Genomic DNA, 22,252 nt, shown 5'->3' with positions numbered 1-22,252 from the left:
ACTGTCATCTGCTTGTCACGCAATTGACAGACTGGTTTGGCAGGATGGAACCTAACCATCCATCTGTTAAGGGAGGAACGATGAGCTTTCTTACGGTTGAACATTTAAGTAAGGTATACGGCAGTGGCCAAGCACAGACCACCGCCTTAAACGATGTGAGCTTTGAGATTGAACGCGGCGAGTTTGTTGCTATTATCGGCAGCTCAGGCTCAGGAAAATCAACTCTGATGCACCTTTTGGGCGGTGTTGATCGTCCCACTTCAGGCACAGTGCGCCTTAATGGTGAAGATGTCTATGCACGCAATGATGAACAGCTCGCTATTTTCCGCCGTCGTGAAGTGGGCCTGGTGTATCAGTTTTATAATCTGATTCCGGTGCTTACCGCCACGGAAAACATGACCTTGCCCATGCGTTTAGACGGTCGTAAGGTAAACGATGAGCGACTCAAGACGCTGTTGTATGCACTCAACCTCAACGGCTATGAGAACTACCTGCCCAATCAACTTTCTGGCGGACAGCAGCAGCGCGTGGCAATTGGGCGCGCCCTGATGAATGAGCCAGCTATTGTTTTAGCCGATGAGCCTACGGGCAATTTGGACAGTAAAAACTCTGCCGAGATTATGCAGCTCCTTCGTTCGAGTAACAAAAATCTGAATCAGACCTTAGTCATAATTACACACGACGAGGATGTGGCGCTCATGGCATCGCGCGTTATTGCCATAGAAGATGGACGCATTGTTTCTGATGAGCGTCATAGTTCCTCGCGTTCTTTATAGGCGGTGACAGCCATGAAGAACTCCATTTTGTTTAATTTTACCAAGCGCTCACTCAGCGCTAATAAAACTCGCACCGCTGTTTCTATTGTGGGCGTGGTATTGTCCACCGCACTTATCTGTGGAGTATTTACCACAGTAACGAGCCTCCATGCAGCCATGCTCAAGCGCACCATTGCTTATGAGGGATCATGGAGTGCTATGTCACAAAATGTGGATCCCAAAAAAGTTGATGAGCTGGTGGCAAGCCAACACACCAAAACTGCAGCAAGCTCCACGGTGCTCAGTAGCACGCGCCTTTCTGGTGATACCTATACCAGATCTGACAATGGTACGTTTCAAATCCGCACCCTCCCACAACAGCTCAAAGGAACAGCGGATGCTGCGCGCGGCTTGACCATTACGCCTACCATTACAGAAGGCTCCTATCCCTCGCAAACCAATGAAGTAGTCCTCCCCGAACGCTATAAGGATGTCAAATTTACAGATCCCAACCTGTGGTCTGACGAGAAGATCGGCGTTGGTAGCACCATCTATGTCAAACCAACTAACAGCACAGGCGCTGATAGCAGTCATGCCAACGACGACTCCGACAGCGACACCAATAGCACACAAACCCAAAGTTACACCGTAAGTGGCTTTTACGAAACCTCAACCGCGTTTTATGGGGACTCATTGGTTGCCGGAGATAACATACTGGTAGCCCTTGCCTCTTCTCAGTCTGCCAATTATGCCACTCAGGGTAAAGGCATGGTCTGGTTTGAGATGACGGACTTCTCAACACAGGATGAAGTAACAGACTTTGTGCAAAACATTCTTGGCCCAAGCACCGGTACCAATACTAATGGTGCATCTAACAACGAGTCCTCCACTTCCTTAGAGGATCCTAACGACGTCACACGAACGATTTTTCATACCAACTTAATGAAGTACCAGGGTTTGCGCGGGCAATCCTCAAACTGGGATGCCCTGTGGAACTTTGGCCTGTTCCTTGCCGTACTTATTAGTATCGCATCAATCGTATTGATCTATAACTTCTTTGCTATTTCCGTTGCAGAGCGCACCCGTCAATTTGGTTTATTGTCCTCATTGGGCGCTTCCAAAAAACAGATGTGGCGTTGCGTTTACTTGGAGTCTCTGCTGATTGGCATCATTGGCATTCCTCTTGGTATTGTGTTTGGAATTTGCGGCGTTGCTCTTACCTTACAGCTTACTAAGCAAGGCTTTACGGCATTGCTCAATTACGGTACTAACCAAACGGTCAGCTTACATGTAAATGGTTTTGCTTTAGCCCTCGCCGCTATCTTTGAACTGCTGGTACTTCTCATTGGAGCCGCTGTTCCTGCAGCACGGGCCAGCAGGCAATCTCCCATAAGCGCTATTCGCCAAACAGCCGACATCAAGATGAGCAAGCGGCGCGTCCGCAAGCTGAGCTCAAAGGCACACGGATGGTATGCGCATTTTGCTGGTGTTGCAGGCATGCTGAGTTCACGCAATCTCTCACGCAAAAGCTCTCGTGGAACTACCATTGTGGTCTCTCTAGCAATAAGCGTGGCACTTATCGTTATTACCGGTAATTTTATTCGGACTATAGTGCCCCTCATCAATGTACAAAATAGCTATTCTGATGCAGATCTGAGTCTTTCTCTGTATTCCAGCAAGGACTATACTGCGCTGGAATCCGCCAAGATTGTTGAGCGTGTTGAGAGTGGCATTGCAGGACTGACCCGCCAGGAAAGCGAAATTGATTTTCAAGCATCAGCTGCAATAGATGGCAGTTCACTCACACAGAGTATGCGCTCATACCTCAGCGATTCTCCTGAAAACTTTAGATCAACGCCACAGGGCTACACAAACTACGACAAACAGAGCAATGTGTTTGTAGCTCCTCTTTCGATACGTGTTCCGAGTCAAGCAAGCTGGAACAAGCTTGCAGAAAAATATAAGGTAGACAAAACAAATGGCGCACTGGTACAGAACTCCCTTGTCGCGTTTATAGACGAGAATCAGCAGATGATTGAACCGTTTGACTCACCTACTACTATGGAGCTCTATAGCTGGTCACGTGAACGCAGCCTTCCTTTGTTGCTCGATTCCGCTGGTCGCATGGTTACGCCCATCTATCCTGATGAACAACAAGCAAGCGCAAACGGTTCTGATACCAATACCGGCTCTGGCGTGAACACAAGTTCCCATACCTCTAAGACCACTGATCAACCCAGCTATGTGACACTTGACACGTTGAGCAACGAGATCTCCGTCACCAAGCTAACCAGCATTGCAAAGGTACAAAACATTAAAACCGAAGCTCCTTACCTACCGCAAGGGTCCGGCAGCGACCTGGTGATGTATCTCGCACCAGAGCTTGGCAAAAAGCTCATGCCCGCCAATGACAACACTATGATGCACCTGTTTTACACGGCACAAAACTCCGCTGAGGCAGCAGAAAAACTCCGTGATGCCCTGCGTGATGCTGGCCTTAAAAGCAATGCGTATGAGCTTGCCGATCTGAGCACCAACCGTCGTAATGCCCAGCTCGTCACCCAAACTTTGCTCCTCTTTCTTGTTCTCTTTACTGCCATCATGGTTCTTATCGCCATTGCAAACGTGTTTAACACCTTGTGCAACTCCATACTGCTGCGCACGCGTGAATTTGCAGTGCTCCATTCTATTGGTATGGACGAGAAACAGTTTAAACGCATGATAGTGTGTGAGTGTCTCAGCTATGCCTTGCGTGGACTGGCGATAGGAGCAGTGATTTCTCTTGGTGCCTGTTGGATTTTTTGGAAGTCAGTAATTGCAGAAGTCCATATGTCAGCACTGAGCAGCAATTTTGCAACCTTCAAAGTGCCAGTTTCTTTACTTTTGGATGCGTCGGTTTGTGTCATTGTGGTTCTGATCCTCAGTGTGGTATATGCACTGCGCAAGACACGCGCTACTAGCGTCGTTGAGGTTTTACGAAACGAAGTCATCTAGCTTATCGATATTGTCCGGATCATCGAGCCTATCTAAAAACGAAAGCTCTCGAGAAGTTCAACCTCCTCGAGAGCTTCCTACTAACTCAGTACTGTATTGGCATTACTCCTGCTCATACAGCTTTTTATGTAGCAAATAAGCGCTTCCAAGTGCTAGCAGTGCTGCACTCATTACAACAAGTGATGCCTGTTTGGAAGAGCTGTCTGCAGTGTTTGGCAACACTGAGGAAGACTTTGTCTTCATGCTGCCAGCACGAGACTGAGCTGTTTGATTAGCAGCCGTCTTTCCAGAAGGCTGGCTGGTGCCCGGATCCTGAGGGGTGTCAGGAGTGGATGGAGTGTCGGGTGTAGAAGGTACATCCGGCGTAGAGGGATTGTCGGGCGTATCCGGCGTGGATGGGTTGCTCGGATTGTCAGGATTATCCGGAGTGTCGGGCGTGTCGGGTGTAGAGGGGTCATCCGGTGTAGACGGATCATCTGGCAGCGGCAAAGCTACCACCGGCGCCACCACTGCGCGCATCATATACGAACCCTTATCATCTGGATCATTCCACGCACCATTTACCATGCGATAAGAATGGCCAAGACCGGCCGTGCTCTCATCAACACACATGCGAGGCCCTTGCTTCTCATCCCCTACTTGGGTGTAAGCAATGACAAAATCGCCATTTACCTGCACCGATTCCGGTAACACAACCTCATTCCAACCCTGCTTTGGCTGTACCTCTACCTCATACGGTCCAAACAAAACCTTACCAGGATAGCCGTCGGGCTGATTCTTATCGTAAATGCTCACCTTGAACTTTTGCGTTGACGGCGCAGCACCATCTTGAGGCGCAAGATACATAAGAACAGATTTGATCTCCACGGGCTTATCGTTAGAGACAAGCACGCCAAGGCTCCTGCCGTCCTTTACGTCGGTGAGATAGGACTCTGCACTGCCATCATCGTGTGACAGGGTGCTGGTCTTGCCGTTATCTCCAGAGGTATCAAACTGAGCCAGTTTGATAGGCTCAAGCTGCAGCTTTTGATCTTCTGCCACAGTAATAGTTTGTGTAACGCTCTGATAACCACGAGCAGAAACCACCATGGTATAGCTGCCGGGATATACCTTTTCTATCGTCGCAGGAAAAGCTGCAGAGGTTGCATACGATGGGTCTCCAACATTGTCACGATACAACTTGACCTGTGCTTCAGGAATGGACTTGTTGGAACCATCGGTTACCGTAAGGCTCACAGAACCCAACTTGATATCAGACAATATGACATCTTGTACCGTCGTTGTTTTTTCTGTAAGCGTAACAGGAACTTCCTTGGTGCTATAACCTTCTGCCTCTACCACTGCCGTATAGGTTCCAGCAGGAGCTTGTAGGCTATAGTTGCCGCTGCCAGGCTCACTGGACACCTTGGTACCCAATTCCTTGAGCGTAACAGTGCCCTCTACAGGAATAAGAGGCTTTTGCGTGGGAGCAAAGGTCCCGGAAGTTGAACTAAGGGCCAAAGCGGTGTGACTTTCATGAGCGGTCTCAGGAACTGCCAAAGCAGTGGATGCGTCATCACCCGCATCCTGTTGTGCGCCAGCTGCATGAGGAACAATCTCATTCTTTGGCGCGGTATCAAAGATAGAAACATCATCAATATACCAACCGCCAGCGGTTGCGCCGTCCACTTCAGAGCCTGTAGACAGCTCAAACTTCATCTTAAAGCTGTTGGTCAGATACTTCTGAGGAATATCAAAACCATCGAGGAACCAGTAGTTCTTGAGTCGATTACGACCATTGATGTTCTTCTCTTCAACCGTTTTATCGTCAAGGTTAAAGAGCTCTTCCCACGTCTTGCCGTTATCGGCACTGATTAAGATCTTGCCGCGGTCATCATCATAGACGCTCCACTCATCAGCGCCCTTGCGACCCGTAGTGTTGTACCACATTTGCATATACACGCGCGCACTCGTCAGTTTGGACAAGTCCATGGTTGGCGAGACAAGCGTGTAGGTTGCATTTGCCTTACGGAAGGTGTTGAGCTCTGTTCCCCACACCGTAGGACTATCGGGATTTTTACCCTTTGCCTGATCGGGAGAAGGCATGGAACCAACCTTGGAATCTGGGAAGGGATTGGGGCTGTCCACCGTACCGCGTGTCCAAGCAGTGCCCTTGGCATCCGCGGGAGATGTCCATCCGTCGTCGTCCTTCTCAAAGTTGTAGCTCAAAACTTTAGTGCCCTGGGTAAACGTTACAGATTTAACCTCAGACTTTGCGCTTTCGCGCTCACCAATTTGTGCAGTAGCACAGTAGTAGTACGTGCCTTCTTGTGGCGTGGGCTCATCAACAAGCCTGGCCGTATAGCTGCCTGCAGTGCGCTTATCAATAGAGCTAACCTTTACAAAATCACCTGTTGGAGAGGTGGAACGATAGAGGTTGTACTGCGTAATCTTAGGATTGTCCAAAGGATCAAACTCATAGGATACGCGGTAGTTATTCCTCACCCTAAGGTCCACATTACCAGAAGGCGTTGCGGGCATTTCATTTGATGCCTCTTCAATAGCCAGGTCGTCAATGTACCAACCGGCTTCTGTGCGCTCACTAAAGCCGCCACCATGACGAAGAGCAAACATCACAACTACCTTCTTACCCTTATAGGCAGAAAGGTCTATATACTCGTCTTTCCACTCATTATGAGAAGAGTACTTGTAAAGCTGTACGTTTTTATAGCTGTACTTCTCGCTATCCGTACCCTCATTTTGGAGCTCGCCTACCCACACCTCAGCGGTGTCGTTAAAGGCATTATCTCCAACACCAAGCTCATACCAATGCTTAAACCGCAGCACCGCAGAGCGAGATTCCTTACTCAAGTCAATAACAGGAGTGATGAGCAGGGTGTCTTTAAGACCTTTATAGGTACCATCGAGCTTAGTTGCTACCAGTTTGGAGCCAGAAGCTGCAGAGTTAGGACCGGAGTGTGGCGTGCCCCACTCCCACATAGGTGTCTTACCACCAAACTCAAAGCCGTCTACTTCTTCCTCAAAGTCATTCTTGTAACCAATTCCAATACCATCTTTAACGGCACAGGTAGCTGTAGTAGTTTTGCTGGTCTTATCGGTTACATCTACCGCGGCAATATAGTAGGTTACGCTACCACCCGTAGCCGCAAGATCAGAGGGCTTGAGCGTTGCCGAATACACGCCATCCTTCTTGCTGCCCTTTATGAGGGTCATGGGGTGCTCGGTATAATTGTCAGAGCCGTCCTTGGCAAGATACAACACCACACTCTTAACGCCATTGTCGTCAGACACCTGTGCCTGCACGTCAAAGTTGGCAGAGTTAAACATGGTCTTGAGCGTAGAATGCTTGATGGTGGCTGCTCCCTCGTCCTGACCGGGAGCCAAGATTTTACCGCTAAGCGTAGCAAGACCGTTGTTGTTTACGTCTGCCGAACCGCTCTCCTTAGCTTTTTGAGCTGCTTTAACGGCATTGTACGCATTGATCTTGCCATAGCCGTACGCATGGTTAGGCTTAGATACATTTTCCTCATCGGACAAGGGTGTTGCGGTAGATGTGATGATTTGCTCTACCTGGTCTGGCGTCAGCTGAGGATTTGCTTGATATACCAAAGCAGCAACGCCAGCAACATGGGGGCTTGCCATAGAGGTACCAGAGCGCAAGGCGTACAGATTGTTGGGAACAGACGACAAAATGTTAACGCCCGGAGCACTGATATCAGGCTTGATGTCCCCTTCATAGTCGGAAGGCCCGCGCAAAGAGAACTTAGCAATCTTGTCGTCTTTACGAAGCGCGCCAACTGCAAAGGCCTCGGGGTAGCTTGCAGGCGTTCCAATAGAACCCTCACCACCGGCATTTGAACTGCTTACGTTACCTGCCGAGAAAACCGGCAAAATACCAACGGCGCGCCACTTTTTAAGGATGTCCCTATAGAACTCATTTTCTGACTTGCCACCCCAGGAGCTGTTGATAACCTGAGGACGGAGTTCTGGGTGCGCAATGCCCTTCTCGTCTGTGGGTGCCATCATCCACTCACCGGCTGCAATAAGCCTGTCAAGTGAGGTTTCACCTTCTGAGTCAAAAACCTTGGCGGCAATCCACTGGGCTTTTGGAGCTACGCCTAACAGCGACTTGTTCTGGGGATCAGTTCCTAAAATGGTACCTGCAACATGGGTGCCATGACCCGTAGCATCGGTTGGAAGCGATGTGCGATCAGAGGGATTGTTCGCATCAAACCAGCTGGTAGCTTCCATACCCGGAGTGTTACCACGCCATGCATTCTTGATAGCAGGATGTGTTGCATCTACGCCGGAGTCAATAATTCCAACGACAACACCGGCACCATTCATACCTTCTGCCTGCGCCTTATCTGCCATGATGGTTTTAAGGTTCCAAGGAACGTATGCCTTGGCACTGAACATATCAAAAAGCGAGAAATCAGAACGCAAACTCGGCTTTGCGGTCTTGCCCTCTACCGGCTTTTGCGTATGCACTTCTCCGCTCACAACAACCTGCGCAACATCCTGACGAGCACGCAGCTGCTCTGCTACATCGGCGGTAGTTACCACACTGAGGCTGTTGATAATATAAAACGATTTATAGGAGTGTACCTCTTGAGTAGCTTGTTTACTATCGAGAAACGCTATGAGGTCTGCTTGTGTAGTTTGCGCATGCTGTTGCAAGGACGCAATATATTGATCGGGTGTTTGACCAGCAGCAATATCTGGCGAAGCATCTTTAAGCGTTACAACATAGGTTGCCATCCCTTCTGGCAACGCTGGCTGTTGCGTGTCTTGCTTTTGAACAACCGTACTTGGTACGGCAGCATATGCCCCAGTTGAAGGAAGGGCACAAAGTATAAGAGCAAACAAAAAGCTCGCAGCAGCTACGCAGATCTTACGCATAAGCTGCCTTGAGCTCCCAAGTGAACTTGGCGGCATGATTCTCCAATCGTCTAACATGAGACCTATAGATATGGCTACTTTATTTTTGTCACCGACAAACGCAGCAAACATCTGCGCGTACGGGCATATGTTATAAAAAGTTAGCCGTGGTAAATATGTATAGTATCAAAGTTAGCTTCTGGAAACTCTATCTTTTTTATTTTATTATCAGCCGAGGAAGTGGATTGTCCCACACAAAAGTGGTTTGACCTGCTCCATGTGCTGCACCCAGCTCAAAATGATAGCGCACAATTCCTAAATCAATGCCAGAACTAGGGCCGCCTTTGTTTTCTATCCGGGCGGTAGTTTCTGACGTTTGAGTAATGCAATAGGCCTGCTGATTAAGCACGGTTGGTGCGTATTTTGCAGCTTCACAACCAGCCTCAAACCACGTACGCTCCTTCTTATTAGAGGAAGCCGCAGTAGAGGGAAGTCCCACAAAACGCGATGCTGCTGACTTAAAGGCATGCTGTACGCCCTGAGTAGTGCCAAAACCCAGTGCTATGACGCACAAAAGTCTATGCCCAGAAGCTACTAGTTGTTTTACTTTTGCTTTAGAGAACGTCAGCGCCACCCAGCATGAATTAAGGCCTAGCTCTACTGCTTTAAGCTCGACCTTCTCGCCATAGTAACCACAGAGCTCATCAAGATGTTTGTCTTGAGGTCCTGCAATGACAAGGTAGTTAGACACACCGGAAAACTTACCATAATGGGCCAAGAAACCAGCAAAGGCAGTAGGTTCATTGACCATAAGCTTGAAGGATAGACCAGACTCTGCATTTACCTGATCTACCTCATACTGCAGTGCTTGAACTATGCTTTGTGGCAGAGGCTGGGCGGTATACGAACGAACCGCATGCCTCTGACGGATAAGCTCCATACTATTGGTTGTGGGCGCTAAAGACATAGCAATCATCTCCGATAAATATAAGCTTTGTTACACCTTTATGCCCAAAAACTGAGGCGCTCTATACGTTCTAAGCTGTTGTTTTAATGCTGGCTGCAAATGTCTATGATGTATATAGAAGTGTTTTACTGCTTGTGCCTCTGCAGCATTTTGCCTTGTAAGGGGGTATGTCATGTCCCGTTGTTCGGAAAGACCGGTACCAGTAAGTACGTATAAAAAGACCGGCACCATAGGACTTGTTGGGCTTATTATTTTTGGCATTCTTGTTGCCCTATACCTTGCCAACAAGCCTGTAAATCAGCCCAACGCAAACGTGCCTGCCGCCCAAGCCGCTCAAACCGAAGCGCAGGGCGCATCAGACTAAAACTGTTTAGCACCTGCGATTGAGTTCCAGACAAATAAGCTCCTACATCTCTCAAAAAAGAATATTTTTGCGCACATTTTTTATATTTTGTAAATAAGAATGCTTCATATTTTTATTCAGTAATTAATATTTGTGCAGTTAATGTGCCTATTTTTACAAATTTTGCTATAATTATCTTAATCCGAAGGGGGTTAAGTTATGTATAGCGTTGGTGACTTTGTCGTTCATCCCGGTCAAGGAGTTTGTCAAGTAATCGATGTCTCGCATCAGCAATCCGATTCGTATTGTCTTGTCCCCTTGAGTAAAAAACACAACACTCAGATTACGTTTCCTTTGGCACAAGAAGGTCGTTTGAGGTCTGTTATTTCTCAAGAGGACGCTCGCTCGTTGATTGAAGAATATCCCAATGTCAAGCTCACTGTCTGTGAACAAAAGAATGCCTCGCTTGAAGAGTCGTATTATAAGCAGGCAATTCGTGAAGGCTCATGTGAAGATGTGCTACGCATTGCAAAGACTTTCAGGTCACGCATTTCTCAAGCACGGTCGCAAAATAAGCGGCCCTCCATCTACCATCAGCGTATTTTTAAATTGGCAAGCTCTCGTTGTCTCTTTGAGCTTGCAGCTGCCCTGCAGGTATCGCCTGATGAAATTAAGGATGAGTTTGCCTCAAAGTACGGCATCTCTCTTGGCATTACCTAAAATGAGAAGCTCCTATACGTAGTGCCTGCTCTTATTACAGCGAGAGTATATTTGGGTGTCTATCCTTGATCTTGCTTAATAATCTTGCGTATATGGCAAAGCGAGAGGACCAGCCATGCAATCACAAGTCGAACTGAGCCTATCTATAGCTACTAAAGCTCATGCTGGACAGGTTGATAAAGCAGGCAAGCCCTATATAGACCACCCAAAGCGTGTAGCTGCAAACTGTGCTACTGATACGCAAAAAGCAGCAGCACTACTCCACGATGTCATTGAAGACACTTCCATTACTGCAGATGATTTACTTGCTCAGGGTATTAGTGAACGTATCGTTCAGATTGTGGAGTTGCTTACTCATGAACAAGGCGTCCTCTACATGGAGTATGTCGAGAACATAGCGTGTGACACAGATGCAAAAGCGGTAAAAATGGCTGATTTGTGTGACAACATGAACTTGGAGCGTCTTCCACAGATTACTGTGGCAGATCTTAAGCGCGTGGAAAAATATAGGAAAGCATATATGCTTTTATCTGGCGCTCACTAATGCCCTTCACGTTTGGGTTCTTGCGCCGGACATGAGCGAATGCGGTATCCTTCATCAAACAGACTCTGAACAGATATTTTTAAGCGCTCCAGCAGCTAGTGTCGATAAACGCTCATGTCTACCACGTAATCTGCTGTCATATTCAAAAACTCAACGTCATGAGAGATGATAAAGATAATGTTATTCTCGTGAGAGGCTTCCTTAATAAGCTTAGAAATTTGCACCATATTGGCAAAGTCCATACCACTTGTTGGCTCATCAAAAAAGATGAACGTTGATTCATCGTAGAGTACCGAGGCAATGGCAAGGCGCTGCTTTTGACCGCCCGAAAGGCTTAAAGGGTGACGTTCTTTATACTCAGAAAGGTTCAGATGCTCTAGCAAGTTGAGGACTTTGTCCGTATCTACCTGCTTTGTGCCAAGGGCAACCTCACTGGATACTTCATCAGAAAACAGCTGATGATTGACGTCCTGCATGACAAGAGAAGATAGCTTGATGCGCTCCTTTTTTGAAAGAGGCTTCCCCTTAAAAGAAACGATTTCCTTCGATTCCTTCTCGACACCAATCAAAGACCTCACAAAGGTCGATTTTCCACAGCCGTTATTGCCCACGATTCCATAGATCTTTCCCAAGCTAAAGGAAAGCTCATCTATCTCCAAACAGCTCTTTTGAGTCTTAAAGGGACGGGTAAGCTTCTGAACGCACAGATCACCTTCCTGAGTATCCAAATCCAAGCACAGTGTTGGCTTTTTGGCTGCTCTGAGACCCAATGCCTTTCGCTCATCTTCCGACAAATCCATGAACTCAGCTTTGGTAAAGCTCTGAGTAATGGCGCCTGAGTCCACATACACGATTCTGTCAACAATATCCATGGCGTAATAGAGCCTATGCTCCGCCAAAATAAGCGTGATACCTTCGGCTTTAAGCAGCTTGAGAACCTCTCCCAAAAGATCTATATACGCGCCATCAAGATTGGAAGAAGGCTCATCAAGCAAAATTGTTTGCGTGCCTGCCATATAACAGGAGGCAACACACAAGATTTGCTTTTCTCCTCCAGACAGCTGGAAGATATCGCGGTCTAGTAGATGCTCAATCGGGAAAAGCGAGAGCATCTTGTGCATGCGCTTGTCCATCTCTTCTCGAGAAAGACCCAGGTTTTCAAGGTAGAAAAGCAGCTCAAGCGTGGTATTAACGTTAAAGAAATACGTTTTTGGATTCTGAAAAACAGTCGAGATAAGCTGAGCTATTTCAAAGATCTGCATCTGAGAAATATCTTTGTTGTTGTAGGCAACACTCCTAGTTACTGCTGCCCCATCGTATCTCGTTGCGAGGCCGTTGATGGCATTTATGATTGAGGATTTACCTGAGCCGCTTGTACCAGCAATCAAAACACACTCCCCGGGAGCTACGTCCAGAGAAAGCTTTGAAATGACCGGAGCATCTTGATTGTAAGCAAGGCTCATATCTTTGATTTCTACCATAGCCAACCCATCATCACACAAGAGATAATCAACCCAGGATAGAGAAGGTCTGCCACACCAAACGGCACCTTGATATACCTCGTTTTTTTAACAGGGTTTTCTATACATTTGACCTCTGCTGCCTTGGCAATATCATCTGCGATATTGGAAGAGATAACCAACAGAGGCACGGTTACGTACTCAAGATACGAAAGTGGATTAGAAACAGCTATACCTCTGATTTGCAAAGCCCACTTGATATGTTTTCTCTCCTCATGAAATGAGGGGAAGAAGCGAAACATTACCGCAATGGGAATGGAAATCGCCTGAGGAATCTTTAGCATGTCCATTGACGAAAGAATGGTTCCCACATCAGAGGTTCGTATCAAAAAACTACCCGCCACAATTGGAAGTAGGAGTACTCGCAGTGTTATCACTAACGAAAGTATTACCTTAAGCGCAAATGGAAGGTGAAATACAACATCATAGTTGGGAATTTCATAAAGAATCACTGATATAACCATGAGGACTATGCCATCTTTAACAAATCCGTGTAGGCAAAAATAGCAAGAAATGATAGCCACAATGGCAAGCGCCCACATATTTGGTACCAGCCTGACCATAGTACCACCCAGTAACAAAACTACCAGGAGCTTTGTTACTGGGTTTGGATTGGCGATCTTTTGTAGGAACGCTCTCATTAAACAATTCCTGCTTTTTCAAAGTGCTTCTTGAGGAAGAACTTTCCAATGTAGGCACCTGCAATACCGCAAACAAATGCTGATGCATAGACCAGAGCCATATTTGGCCAGGTAACAAGCATGAACAAAGCGTTGGTATACTCTGCACCCATCGCTTGAGAAAGCAAGTCCACAATGCTAGGAATTAAAAGAATCTGCATTAAAGAGCCAGCAGGCCACATGCTGTAAATAGCATAGGCAAGCATGTTGTACTTGAAAGACTTGTAGTTACCTTGACGACGAATAAACTCAGCAATAAGCGCCAAAAGAGCTGACAGGCCAAGGAAAAGAATCGTATGGCCTGCTATAAAGCCGATAAGAGCAGGAAGCGTACCAAAAATGAAGAACGCCCATGGCTTTTGTTCCTTTGCCATGAATAGCATTACAATAACGCCTCCCACAACAGCAAATACTGCGGGGAACACCAAGTACAAAATGGGAACGAGTCCAATCATGCCCACTGCATAGTAGACAATAAAATAAATGATAGCAAAAACACCAATGGTGACCAGGTCCTTGACCTTTAGTTTTTGCGTATCCATATATAAACACTCCTTAATAGCTGAATGTTTCAGCCAGTTGAGACTTTTGTATCAGGTTTTGATATATCGCTGACGTAGACATCAGTTCTTGATGGCTCCCCACGCTTTCAACGTGACCATCATCTAACACAACGATCTTGTTAACGTTTTCCACCGATTTCAAACGATGAGAAATAACAATAACCGTCTTGTTCTGAATGAGCTTATTCAAGCTATCCTGAATCTTCTGCTCATTTTCAACGTCTAAGCTTGCCGCAATTTCATCAAGAATCAAAATTGGCGCATTCTTTAAGAAGGCACGAGCAATAGACAAACGCTGACGTTCTCCGCCTGAGAGTTCTGCGCCATTCTCGCCAATAGAGGTATCAAAACCTTCGGGCATTTTATCGATAAATTCAATGCAGTTGGCAAGCTGTGCTGCTTCAATCACCTCCTCATCTGTTGCGTCTGGCCTACCAATACGAATGTTTTCCATGACGGAGGTATTAAAGAGGATGACATCCTGAAACACAATGGACGTCTTATCAAACAAAGAATCTGTGCTGATAGCTTTGATATCTTGGCCGTCAATGCAAATTGAGCCCGCGTCATAGTCATACAAACGAGAAATAAGCTTAAGCAGCGTACTCTTACCACAGCCGGATGCACCCACAAGCGCTGTGACTTCGCCCTGCTTGGCGGTAAATGAGACATCCTTCAAAACGGGCGTGTCCTCGTCATAGGCAAAAGAAACGTGGTTGAGCTCAATATCAAACGAGCTCAAATCTACATCCTGACCCTCTTGCAAAACTGCCTCTTTAATCTCTTTAATGCGAGCAACAGGAGCTGCTACATAAAGAATTTCCATGAAGCCTTCGCTTGAAACATCAACCACTTCTTTAATCTTCATGGCAGCAAGTACATAGCCCAGCAGATACAAGATGTTGATCTGGCCACCAATAAGGAGCTGTGTGCCCACTGCCAGGACAACACCAAGACTTATAAACGAGAAGAGAGAAGAAGTAGAGAGCGCGATAATGGCTTTAGTCTCACTAGCCAAATGGACCTTCTCGCTATACTCCATCTGGGCATTAAGCTCAGACTGGATCTTTTGCGATAGGTTATATCCCTTAATTTCCTGGTGCATTTCAATGACTTCTTGGAATTTTTCCGAATTATCCCTCAGCACCTGATGGTATTGGGCGTTTCCAGAAACTATTTGATCTTGAAATATCACGAGCACAAGGACGCGCAAAAGAGCTGGAACGATAACAGCAAGCCCCATCCACACATTTCCTGAGAGCAGCATAAACCCTATAACAGGAATAAAAAGATAGAATGCATATATCTTAGGAATTGAATGGCTCATGGCATGTTCAATAGTTGCAACATCTTGCATGATGGATTGGGCAAGATCTGACAGATCGTGCTTGGAAAAATAACTCAAGGGCAGATTGGCCAGTGTCTTTGCGATATCAATGCGCAAATTAGCGCTTTCCCTATACGAGGCATTAAACATAGCGTCATATTCAAAATAGAGTGCAATAAACAACAGCGCCAAAGCCACCACGGCAATGCCAATATACTCCCAGGTACTTGACACGTTTCCTAAAATGAGCTGATTGCCTAAAAGCATAAGAAGGCACACTGGAGCCAAAAGAAGACAATACACTATGAATGACAGCTTAATAGCATGGAGCGTCCCTTTTACGCCCTCATCTGTGAGCTGAAATTTCTTTTTAAGATGCTCTCTCATATCCTACAACCTCCAATCGTTGGTTGTGTTATAGAGTTCAACCAGCTGTTTATACGTACTATCCTGTGCCATAAGCTCAGCATGGCTACCACGCTCAACAAGAGCACCCTGTTCAAGGACGATGATTTCATCGACATCCTGGATGCTCGACAGGCGGTGAGCAATCATAATGACGGTCTTATCTTTCATCAAGTTCTTAAACGATTGCTGGAGCTTGTATTCGTTATCTGCATCAATAGCAGCTGATGCCTCATCCATGACTACAATAGGGGAATTTTTAAGCATGGCACGGGCAATGGCAATGCGCTGTTTTTCTCCACCAGAGAGATAAACACCCTTAGACCCAATAAGCGTACGCTCTCTCTCGGGGAATTTATCGAGAATATCGTCACAGCCGGCAAGATAAAGCGCCTGCATAACTTCATCGTGCGTGGCATGCTTCTTTGCCAGGGCAACGTTGTCATAAATCGACAGCTTAAAAAGCTTGGGATCTTGGAAGACAAACGAAACAGCCTCTGTCATTGTCTCTTCTGTGTAGGACTCAATGCTCTTTCCACCAATCTTGATGGCACCAGAATCAACCTTATAGAAGCCGCTCAAAAGCTTTGCAATGGTAGACTTACCAGAACCGGACGATCCTACCAGTGCATAGGTTTTCCCTTGTTCTAGCGAGAAGGATAGATCAGAAAAGACGCTTTTCTCGCCATAGGAAAATGAAACTTGATCAAAGGCAATGTCGTAGGAAGAAAACGCGGTCTCTGTGCCAAAGGAGAGCTTGTCCTCAAACATTTCTGCGTAAAGCTTCTCAAGGGTGTCGAGTGCATAGGTTGCCTCAAAGATATACTGGCTTGCATACATAATTCTCATGCAACACACCGAGATGATGCCGGACAAGAAGAGCAGCATAATGAGGTCAACCATCAGAAAGACGGGATCAGAAAACACCGATAAAAACAGGACAACTGGAATAATGACAATTGCAGCAATCCCATAAAAGAGCCACTGATAGGTCACATACGGAATCTGACAACTTTGCGCGTAGGCATAGGCATATTTTGCATAGTTTTGTATTGCTTCGTAGAGCGCCTTGAAGGACTTTACGTCAGCCTTAAAAATCTTGATAACCTGGATACCTCGGACGTATTCAACGGTTTCACCACTCAGCTTCTGCAGGGCGTCCTGATAGATTTGCATGAAGCTGGTTTCTCCACCCATCATTTTTGCCATCAGGCCCACGCCCAGCGCCGTCATGACAAGAAGTGCTACAAAGAGCTTCCAGTCTATGATGAAGCTGATGATAAACACGCAGATGGGAGTAAGGAACGCCTGTCCCATATCGGGAATCATATGCGCTACAGAGGTATGCGTCTTAACGGCATTATCGTCAATGGTTTTACGCACCACGCCAGATTGATGGGTATCAAAAAACCTAAAGCTAGCCTTACTGATGCCATCAATGCCCTTTTTCCTAAGGTTGGTCTCAAGACGAAAACCAAGCATGTGTGAAAACAAGCCGGACAGGAAGTAGAGAACACCTCCAAGCGTAAGGACTACCATAGTCGTAAGAGCAAGATTTCGTGCTTGTGTGAGGTTCTGTGTCGCCAACAGCTCAACCAGAATTCGGTATACAAAAAAGTATCCGACAACAATCATAAGTGCTGATACGCCGGAAAAGAGGACTGCTAAATACCCCTTCCACTTGGATTTGGGGACATATGCAAACATCCGCTTATATATGTTCATATCGCCTACTTTCTCCTGTCTATTACAATGCCGCGATGCCATCTTTGGCATGTAGTGTTTATTGCTTGGCTGGCGCCATTAGCGCAGCAAGACCAGCCAAAAGCTGTGGACTATTCTTTTTGAAGCTGTCTCTCCCTCCAAGAACTACCGCTCCGAGAATGAATGAATTGATAAGGTACGTTTGAAAGTCAAAAAACTCATCGGAGTGCATTGCATCAGCACCATGCCCCATAGTTTTGGACAGTCCTTCTCGCGTCTTTTCCTGAAGCTCCTTAAACAACGCTTCAAGCTTGGGGTTATCTCTTTTGGCAAGCAAAAATTGAACATAGATTTCCATCGAAGGAGTATCATCAATAATCTTTTTGTACATCTGCCACACCATAAACTCGTCTTCTTTACCCTCGACAAGGTCATCCATGGTGCTTTTTATGACATCATTTCTATAGTCAATACCATCCAGCATGATGTCGTACAAAATGTCCGTGGTACTTTTGTAATAGTGGTATACGCCACCTTTTGAAAGCGTGGTTCTTGCAATCACGTCCTCCATAGTGGTGTGTATAAAATTCTTCTCGATAAAAACTTGGGCGGCAGCCTGTTTAATTTCCTTTTTTCTATCCTGTGGATTTAAACGTTCTTTTGCAACCATACCAAGTTCTCTCTTTTACCATCCAGCACTCGTTACTTTCCCACCATACCGACGCATACGTCGATAAAAACTAATTATATAGTTAACTGGAGCTAACTATAGGAAAAACAAATTTGTTGTATTCAAAAACAGCAAATGGCGGCAAATGAACGGTAAACGAGAAGAAAACCTGGCTTCCCATGGCTGATTTTATCGCTTGGGTCTTATGCGGCGCTGTTGGTCAAGATATCACTCTTGCTTCTCGGACCGCCGTTCTCGACATCAATAGTCTTGAAATATCGGCTGAAATTTTGGACTATTTTGATCTGCCTCATACACTTTTTCCACCTCTTGTCAAAAGCGGAACTTTCAGAGGCGTCATTAAGGACTCAATCGCTCGGACCACCGGCATATCCTCCAACTGCCAAATTGCAGTAACCGGACATGACCACATGTCTGGCTCAATTGCTTGTCTGCTTCAGCCAGATACAGAACTACTCAATTCCACCGGTACATCCGAGGGCATTTTAGCTGTTGCAGAAAAGCCAAAAATCGGCAGCCATCAACATGAATATCAGATTACTAATGGCATGTATCTTAATGATGGCACATATTCTCTGTATGCGTCATTGCCTGCTGCGGGATTGTCATTTGAATGGGCTCTTGATATGCTCGACATTCCTCTAGATGTATTTAATCAAACTATTCTTCCACAGTTACGTGATGTCTATCTGAGCAAGAACTTTACTCTTCCCAATGAAATCTTTATCCCCCACCTTCGTGGTAGCGGACCCCCAGTACGATCAAGCAAAGCTCAGGGGGTGTTCTATGGCCTTACCGAGAATACACGCCGCACCGATCTCCTATTTGCTATACACCTTGGTATAGCATGCGAACTATATGGGCTGTATTCTCATATGGCACTCTCTGGCTATGAAACTATTAAAGTTATTGGACCAGCTATCAAAAATCCTTTATGGATGCAACTGAAAGCTGATATTCTCGATAAGAAAATAGTAGGCTGTGATCTTACGGAAGCCGTAGCATGTGGATCCATTATCACCACAGCACGACGTAACAAGCTTGATGCCTATTGTAATTTCAAAACCGTTGTTTATACACCAAACAAAGACAGATCTCACAGGCTTAGATTGTTTTATAACTACAGGTATAAGCCACTTACAGAAGCTATCCACGGCTTTGAAAAGAGTTTATTTGACGATTAAAACATCGTGTTAGCTTACTTGGTAAAGCAACAAATCAGACTGGAACACCACACATACGGAACCGTTGCAAAACGACACGCTCAGCAGCCAACATATACATAATTCAAACAAATTCATTCATATGTTGCGTGCGTTCACCCGCAAATTTCTACCACACAGCGCAAATACTATACAGATTATTTGAAGGTCAAAGTATTGGCCTAATCTCCTGATTGAAAGACAACAGAAACATTAATCGCACTACAAAATCGTATAGAACGACAAAACTGAACGATGGAACTGCAAAGCACTTTTCTTTTATCGCCAGCATTAAGCATGCTTAACAAAGGAGCCTTTCATGTCCACCAGCACTACCGCTGACACTAGTACTACCAGCACAAATACAATCACCAGCAGCGCAAACGACAACGGCACAACCGCTGCCGACAACAACTTTTTTGATGCCATCATTATTGGAGGCGGTCCTGCCGGACTTACTGCCGCTATTTATCTTGCTCGCTCACGTTACCGAATTTTGCTCGTTGAGAAAAAAGAGTTTGGTGGCCAGATTAACATCACGGAAGAGGTCATTAACTACCCCGGCATCGAGCGCACCAGCGGTCGAGAGCTTACCCGCGCTATGCAAAAACAGGCGAAATCCTTTGGTGCCACCCTGCTCATTGCGGAGGCCACCAGCATAGACGTGCAGGGAGATATCAAAACCGTACACACCACTGCCGGAGACTTTAGAAGCTACGGAGTTCTTCTGACCATTGGCTGTGCGCCGCGCTCCCTTGGCTTCCCCGGGGAGGCAAAGTACAAGGGCTGCGGCGTAACGTACTGTGCTACCTGCGATGGAGCGTCCTTTAAGGACAAGGACATCTTTGTTATTGGCGGTGGGTTTGCCGCGGCCGAGGAAAGCGTCTATCTGGCCCAATTTGCCAAACATGTTCACATCCTCATGGTCACAGATGACTTCACTTGCGCGGCAGCAGCTACCGAGAAAACCCGCGCACATGAAAAGATTTCAATCCATCCCAATACAGAAGTCCTGGAGGTAACGGGTGATGCAGTTCCCCGTCGCTTACTTACCCGTAACACCAAAACAGGTGAATGCAAGGAATACCTCGCTCCAAATGGTGACACCTTTGGCGTATTTATTTTAGCTGGCTACACCCCAGACACTTCACTGGTCAAGGGCGTAGTGGAACTCAACGAGCGCGGATCCATTGTCACAGACAGCAACTGCCGCACCTCCGTTGAGGGCGTTTATGCAGCAGGCGATGTCTGCATCAAAAAGCTCCGTCAGGTAGCTACCGCCGTAGGAGAAGCCGCCCGTGCTGCAACAGATATGGAGCATCACCTACAGCTTATGCAGGACCGCTATACCGCACCTGAACTGGCAATCCTGTAACGACAAGGCCACCAAAAATCGTTTTCGTACCATCACTACCATACAGCTATAACCATATAAGCTGAATCTACCTTATAGCAACTACCTAATACCGATTTGGCTATAGGACTGAGAAACACTGCCGATAAGGTACCGTAAACTATCACTGTTGAGACCACCTTTAAACCAACTCAGGGAGAGGAACATGTTGCTAGACTGGTTATTAGGCAGAGTCAACCTTAAAGGCGAGCCTCAAAAACTTAGTGCTGCTGGTTGGTGCATTCACGTCATAGTCATCTGCCTTATTCTTGCAGTATTTGCCAGTTTGGCCCCCATCCTTCTACCTGTGGTTATTGCAGCTGCTTTCTGATTTTTACTGCGCTATGTCTGGCGCATGCTTGTAGAAAAAGTACCGGATAATAAAGCTATCCAAGGAGGTCTAAAACTTATGCCGCGGCAAAGGAAAATTATTGCTGGTATTGTAAAGTCTTATTCTTGCAATAGTGTTTGTTAGTGCATGCACCAACGCGCACCAAGCTGAACAACTCAAAACTGCTCTCGCAAAAGCTGAAATTGAGCTCAGCGATATCCAGCCTACACCACAAAAAGATGGTACCTCATACGTATTTGAATACAATACAAACACACTGACCGCTTCCGATGTTTTTCGTAGCTCCGATAAGAATGTACAGGCATCCGTAGATGGAAAAATTGATTGCTCAAAGCTTGGTGAGCAAACAATTAGCTATACGCTTTCTAATAATGCTGGTAAACGCACTGGCTCTATCACGTGTGTTGTGAAGGATACACAGGGGCCAACGTGTCAAGTTAAAAAACCAACGGTAAAAATCACTCAGGGCGATACTTTTGATCCTACAAGCAACATAGAGGTAAAAGATCCTGTTGACGGAGCACTTGCTCTTGTTGAACAACAGCCTACGCCAATAAAGACAGACTCTACAAAGACTGCTTATAAAACCGGCTGGTATACCTTAGAAATTACCTCTCCCACTGGTGAAAAAGTAAGCGCTGTCGATACCTCCATCACTGGTTCGTATACAGTTACCATTACAGGCAGTGACAAACATGGCAATAATCTCGTTGGCAGCACCTCTTATACCGTAGTCGTTGAAGAAGCTCCTAAGCCAGTAGAAGAATCTAAGCCTGCCGAGAATACCAATGAAGCAACGGGTACAACAGAGGCCGGTACCTCATCAGTAAGCTAGCCAGAAGAGCAGGCGCAGGATTGGATTGTCAACAAGAAAACAAGGGTGATTCATCAGCCTGGCTGCAGAGATGTAGCACGCATGAAAGAAAGCAATAAACTATACGTGCATGACACCCTACAAAATCTTATCGCCAAAGGTTATAGGCCCTGCCAGCATTGCAACTAGTGCAGCTAGTACTACTCGCTACTCAGTTGGCACGAGCTTTTAGCGTAACCTCTTTTGTATGCCTGGCTGTATTTGCATACCTGGCTACAACCCTACCTCCAGTACACAAAAGTGCCCCTTTGCTGGCCATCCAACAAAGGGGCACCTATCAGAGTTGCTTTCCTTATCGCCGTACTTATCGTCGCGCTTATCGCTGTGCTTATCACTG

The 22,252-nt window shown here is 46.3% G+C and carries 17 protein-coding genes and 1 pseudogene; 10 read left to right on the top strand and 8 right to left on the bottom strand.

The annotated features are described in order from the left end of the window. The first annotated feature begins 80 nt into the window (after positions 1-80). Both HMPREF1091_RS02590 and HMPREF1091_RS02585 read left to right on the top strand, forming a co-directional pair. Entirely contained in the window at positions 81-776 is a 696-nt protein-coding gene (locus HMPREF1091_RS02590; RefSeq protein WP_002563278.1) for an ABC transporter ATP-binding protein, read from the top strand. Positions 777-788: 12 nt separating this feature from the next. Continuing rightward, the gene (locus tag HMPREF1091_RS02585; RefSeq protein WP_002563277.1) at positions 789-3,749 is read left to right on the top strand and encodes an ABC transporter permease; all 2,961 of its coding nucleotides are present in this window, start codon (positions 789-791) and stop codon (positions 3,747-3,749) included. Between the two features lie 102 nt (positions 3,750-3,851). Here HMPREF1091_RS02585 and HMPREF1091_RS02580 read toward each other — a convergent pair whose 3' ends face one another. Then, positions 3,852-8,687, bottom strand: a complete 4,836-nt coding sequence (locus HMPREF1091_RS02580; protein WP_196792748.1) for a S8 family serine peptidase — start codon at positions 8,685-8,687, stop codon at positions 3,852-3,854. A gap of 160 nt (positions 8,688-8,847) precedes the next feature. Further along, positions 8,848-9,597: a nitroreductase family protein gene (locus HMPREF1091_RS02575; RefSeq protein WP_002563275.1), complete on the bottom strand. Its 750-nt coding sequence runs from the start codon at positions 9,595-9,597 to the stop codon at positions 8,848-8,850. A gap of 172 nt (positions 9,598-9,769) precedes the next feature. Here HMPREF1091_RS02575 and HMPREF1091_RS02570 point away from each other — a divergent pair, with 172 nt between their 5' ends. The 3 genes from HMPREF1091_RS02570 (at position 9,770) to HMPREF1091_RS02560 (ending at position 11,204) form a co-directional block, all read left to right on the top strand. Further along, positions 9,770-9,961, top strand: coding sequence for a hypothetical protein (locus HMPREF1091_RS02570; RefSeq protein ID WP_002563274.1), 192 nt, complete (start codon positions 9,770-9,772; stop codon positions 9,959-9,961). 198 nt (positions 9,962-10,159) lie between these two features. Further along, entirely contained in the window at positions 10,160-10,660 is a 501-nt protein-coding gene (locus HMPREF1091_RS02565; RefSeq protein ID WP_002563273.1) for a CarD family transcriptional regulator, read from the top strand. Positions 10,661-10,775: 115 nt separating this feature from the next. Beyond that, entirely contained in the window at positions 10,776-11,204 is a 429-nt protein-coding gene (locus HMPREF1091_RS02560; protein ID WP_002563272.1) for an HD domain-containing protein, read from the top strand. A 95-nt stretch (positions 11,205-11,299) separates the two neighbouring features. Here HMPREF1091_RS02560 and HMPREF1091_RS02555 read toward each other — a convergent pair whose 3' ends face one another. Genes HMPREF1091_RS02555 through HMPREF1091_RS02530 form a run of 6 tightly spaced genes read right to left on the bottom strand, consistent with a single transcriptional unit; the run spans position 11,300 to position 18,073 of the window. Beyond that, on the bottom strand, positions 11,300-12,685 hold the full coding sequence (locus tag HMPREF1091_RS02555) for an ABC transporter ATP-binding protein (RefSeq protein WP_002563270.1): 1,386 nt from the start codon (positions 12,683-12,685) through the stop codon (positions 11,300-11,302). After that, complete coding sequence (locus tag HMPREF1091_RS02550) at positions 12,679-13,365, bottom strand: energy-coupling factor transporter transmembrane component T (protein ID WP_002563269.1); 687 nt, start codon at positions 13,363-13,365, stop codon at positions 12,679-12,681. The genes HMPREF1091_RS02555 and HMPREF1091_RS02550 overlap by 7 nt, the downstream gene beginning before the upstream one ends. Continuing rightward, the gene (locus HMPREF1091_RS02545; RefSeq protein ID WP_002563268.1) at positions 13,365-13,946 is read right to left on the bottom strand and encodes an MptD family putative ECF transporter S component; all 582 of its coding nucleotides are present in this window, start codon (positions 13,944-13,946) and stop codon (positions 13,365-13,367) included. The genes HMPREF1091_RS02550 and HMPREF1091_RS02545 overlap by 1 nt, the downstream gene beginning before the upstream one ends. A gap of 13 nt (positions 13,947-13,959) precedes the next feature. Further along, positions 13,960-15,681 carry an ABC transporter ATP-binding protein gene (locus HMPREF1091_RS02540; protein ID WP_002563267.1) on the bottom strand — a complete coding sequence of 574 codons (1,722 nt, stop codon included), beginning with the start codon at positions 15,679-15,681 and terminating at the stop codon, positions 13,960-13,962. 3 nt (positions 15,682-15,684) lie between these two features. Continuing rightward, positions 15,685-17,424, bottom strand: a complete 1,740-nt coding sequence (locus HMPREF1091_RS02535; protein ID WP_002563266.1) for an ABC transporter ATP-binding protein — start codon at positions 17,422-17,424, stop codon at positions 15,685-15,687. A gap of 58 nt (positions 17,425-17,482) precedes the next feature. Next, complete coding sequence (locus tag HMPREF1091_RS02530; RefSeq protein ID WP_002563265.1) at positions 17,483-18,073, bottom strand: TetR/AcrR family transcriptional regulator; 591 nt, start codon at positions 18,071-18,073, stop codon at positions 17,483-17,485. A gap of 176 nt (positions 18,074-18,249) precedes the next feature. On the opposite strand from HMPREF1091_RS02530, the pseudogene HMPREF1091_RS08505 reads away from it, so the two are divergent. The 5 genes and pseudogenes from HMPREF1091_RS08505 to HMPREF1091_RS02515 form a co-directional block, all read left to right on the top strand. Further along, positions 18,250-18,507, top strand: a pseudogene (locus HMPREF1091_RS08505) (FGGY family carbohydrate kinase); the annotation flags it as partial. After that, positions 18,505-19,278: an FGGY-family carbohydrate kinase gene (locus tag HMPREF1091_RS02525; protein WP_255345452.1), complete on the top strand. Its 774-nt coding sequence runs from the start codon at positions 18,505-18,507 to the stop codon at positions 19,276-19,278. The pseudogene HMPREF1091_RS08505 and the gene HMPREF1091_RS02525, both read left to right, overlap by 3 nt. A gap of 337 nt (positions 19,279-19,615) precedes the next feature. After that, positions 19,616-20,671: an FAD-dependent oxidoreductase gene (locus HMPREF1091_RS02520; protein WP_002563263.1), complete on the top strand. Its 1,056-nt coding sequence runs from the start codon at positions 19,616-19,618 to the stop codon at positions 20,669-20,671. A gap of 184 nt (positions 20,672-20,855) precedes the next feature. Then, positions 20,856-21,020: a hypothetical protein gene (locus tag HMPREF1091_RS08325; protein WP_002563262.1), complete on the top strand. Its 165-nt coding sequence runs from the start codon at positions 20,856-20,858 to the stop codon at positions 21,018-21,020. 133 nt (positions 21,021-21,153) lie between these two features. Continuing rightward, the gene (locus tag HMPREF1091_RS02515) at positions 21,154-21,876 is read left to right on the top strand and encodes a hypothetical protein (RefSeq protein WP_002563261.1); all 723 of its coding nucleotides are present in this window, start codon (positions 21,154-21,156) and stop codon (positions 21,874-21,876) included. The last annotated feature ends 376 nt before the right edge of the window (positions 21,877-22,252 follow it).

Source organism: Atopobium minutum 10063974, assembly GCF_000364325.1.
Taxonomy (GTDB): Bacteria; Actinomycetota; Coriobacteriia; order Coriobacteriales; family Atopobiaceae; genus Atopobium; species Atopobium minutum.
Note: the sequence above shows the minus strand (reverse complement) of the source record. Positions and strands in the feature narration are given on the sequence as shown.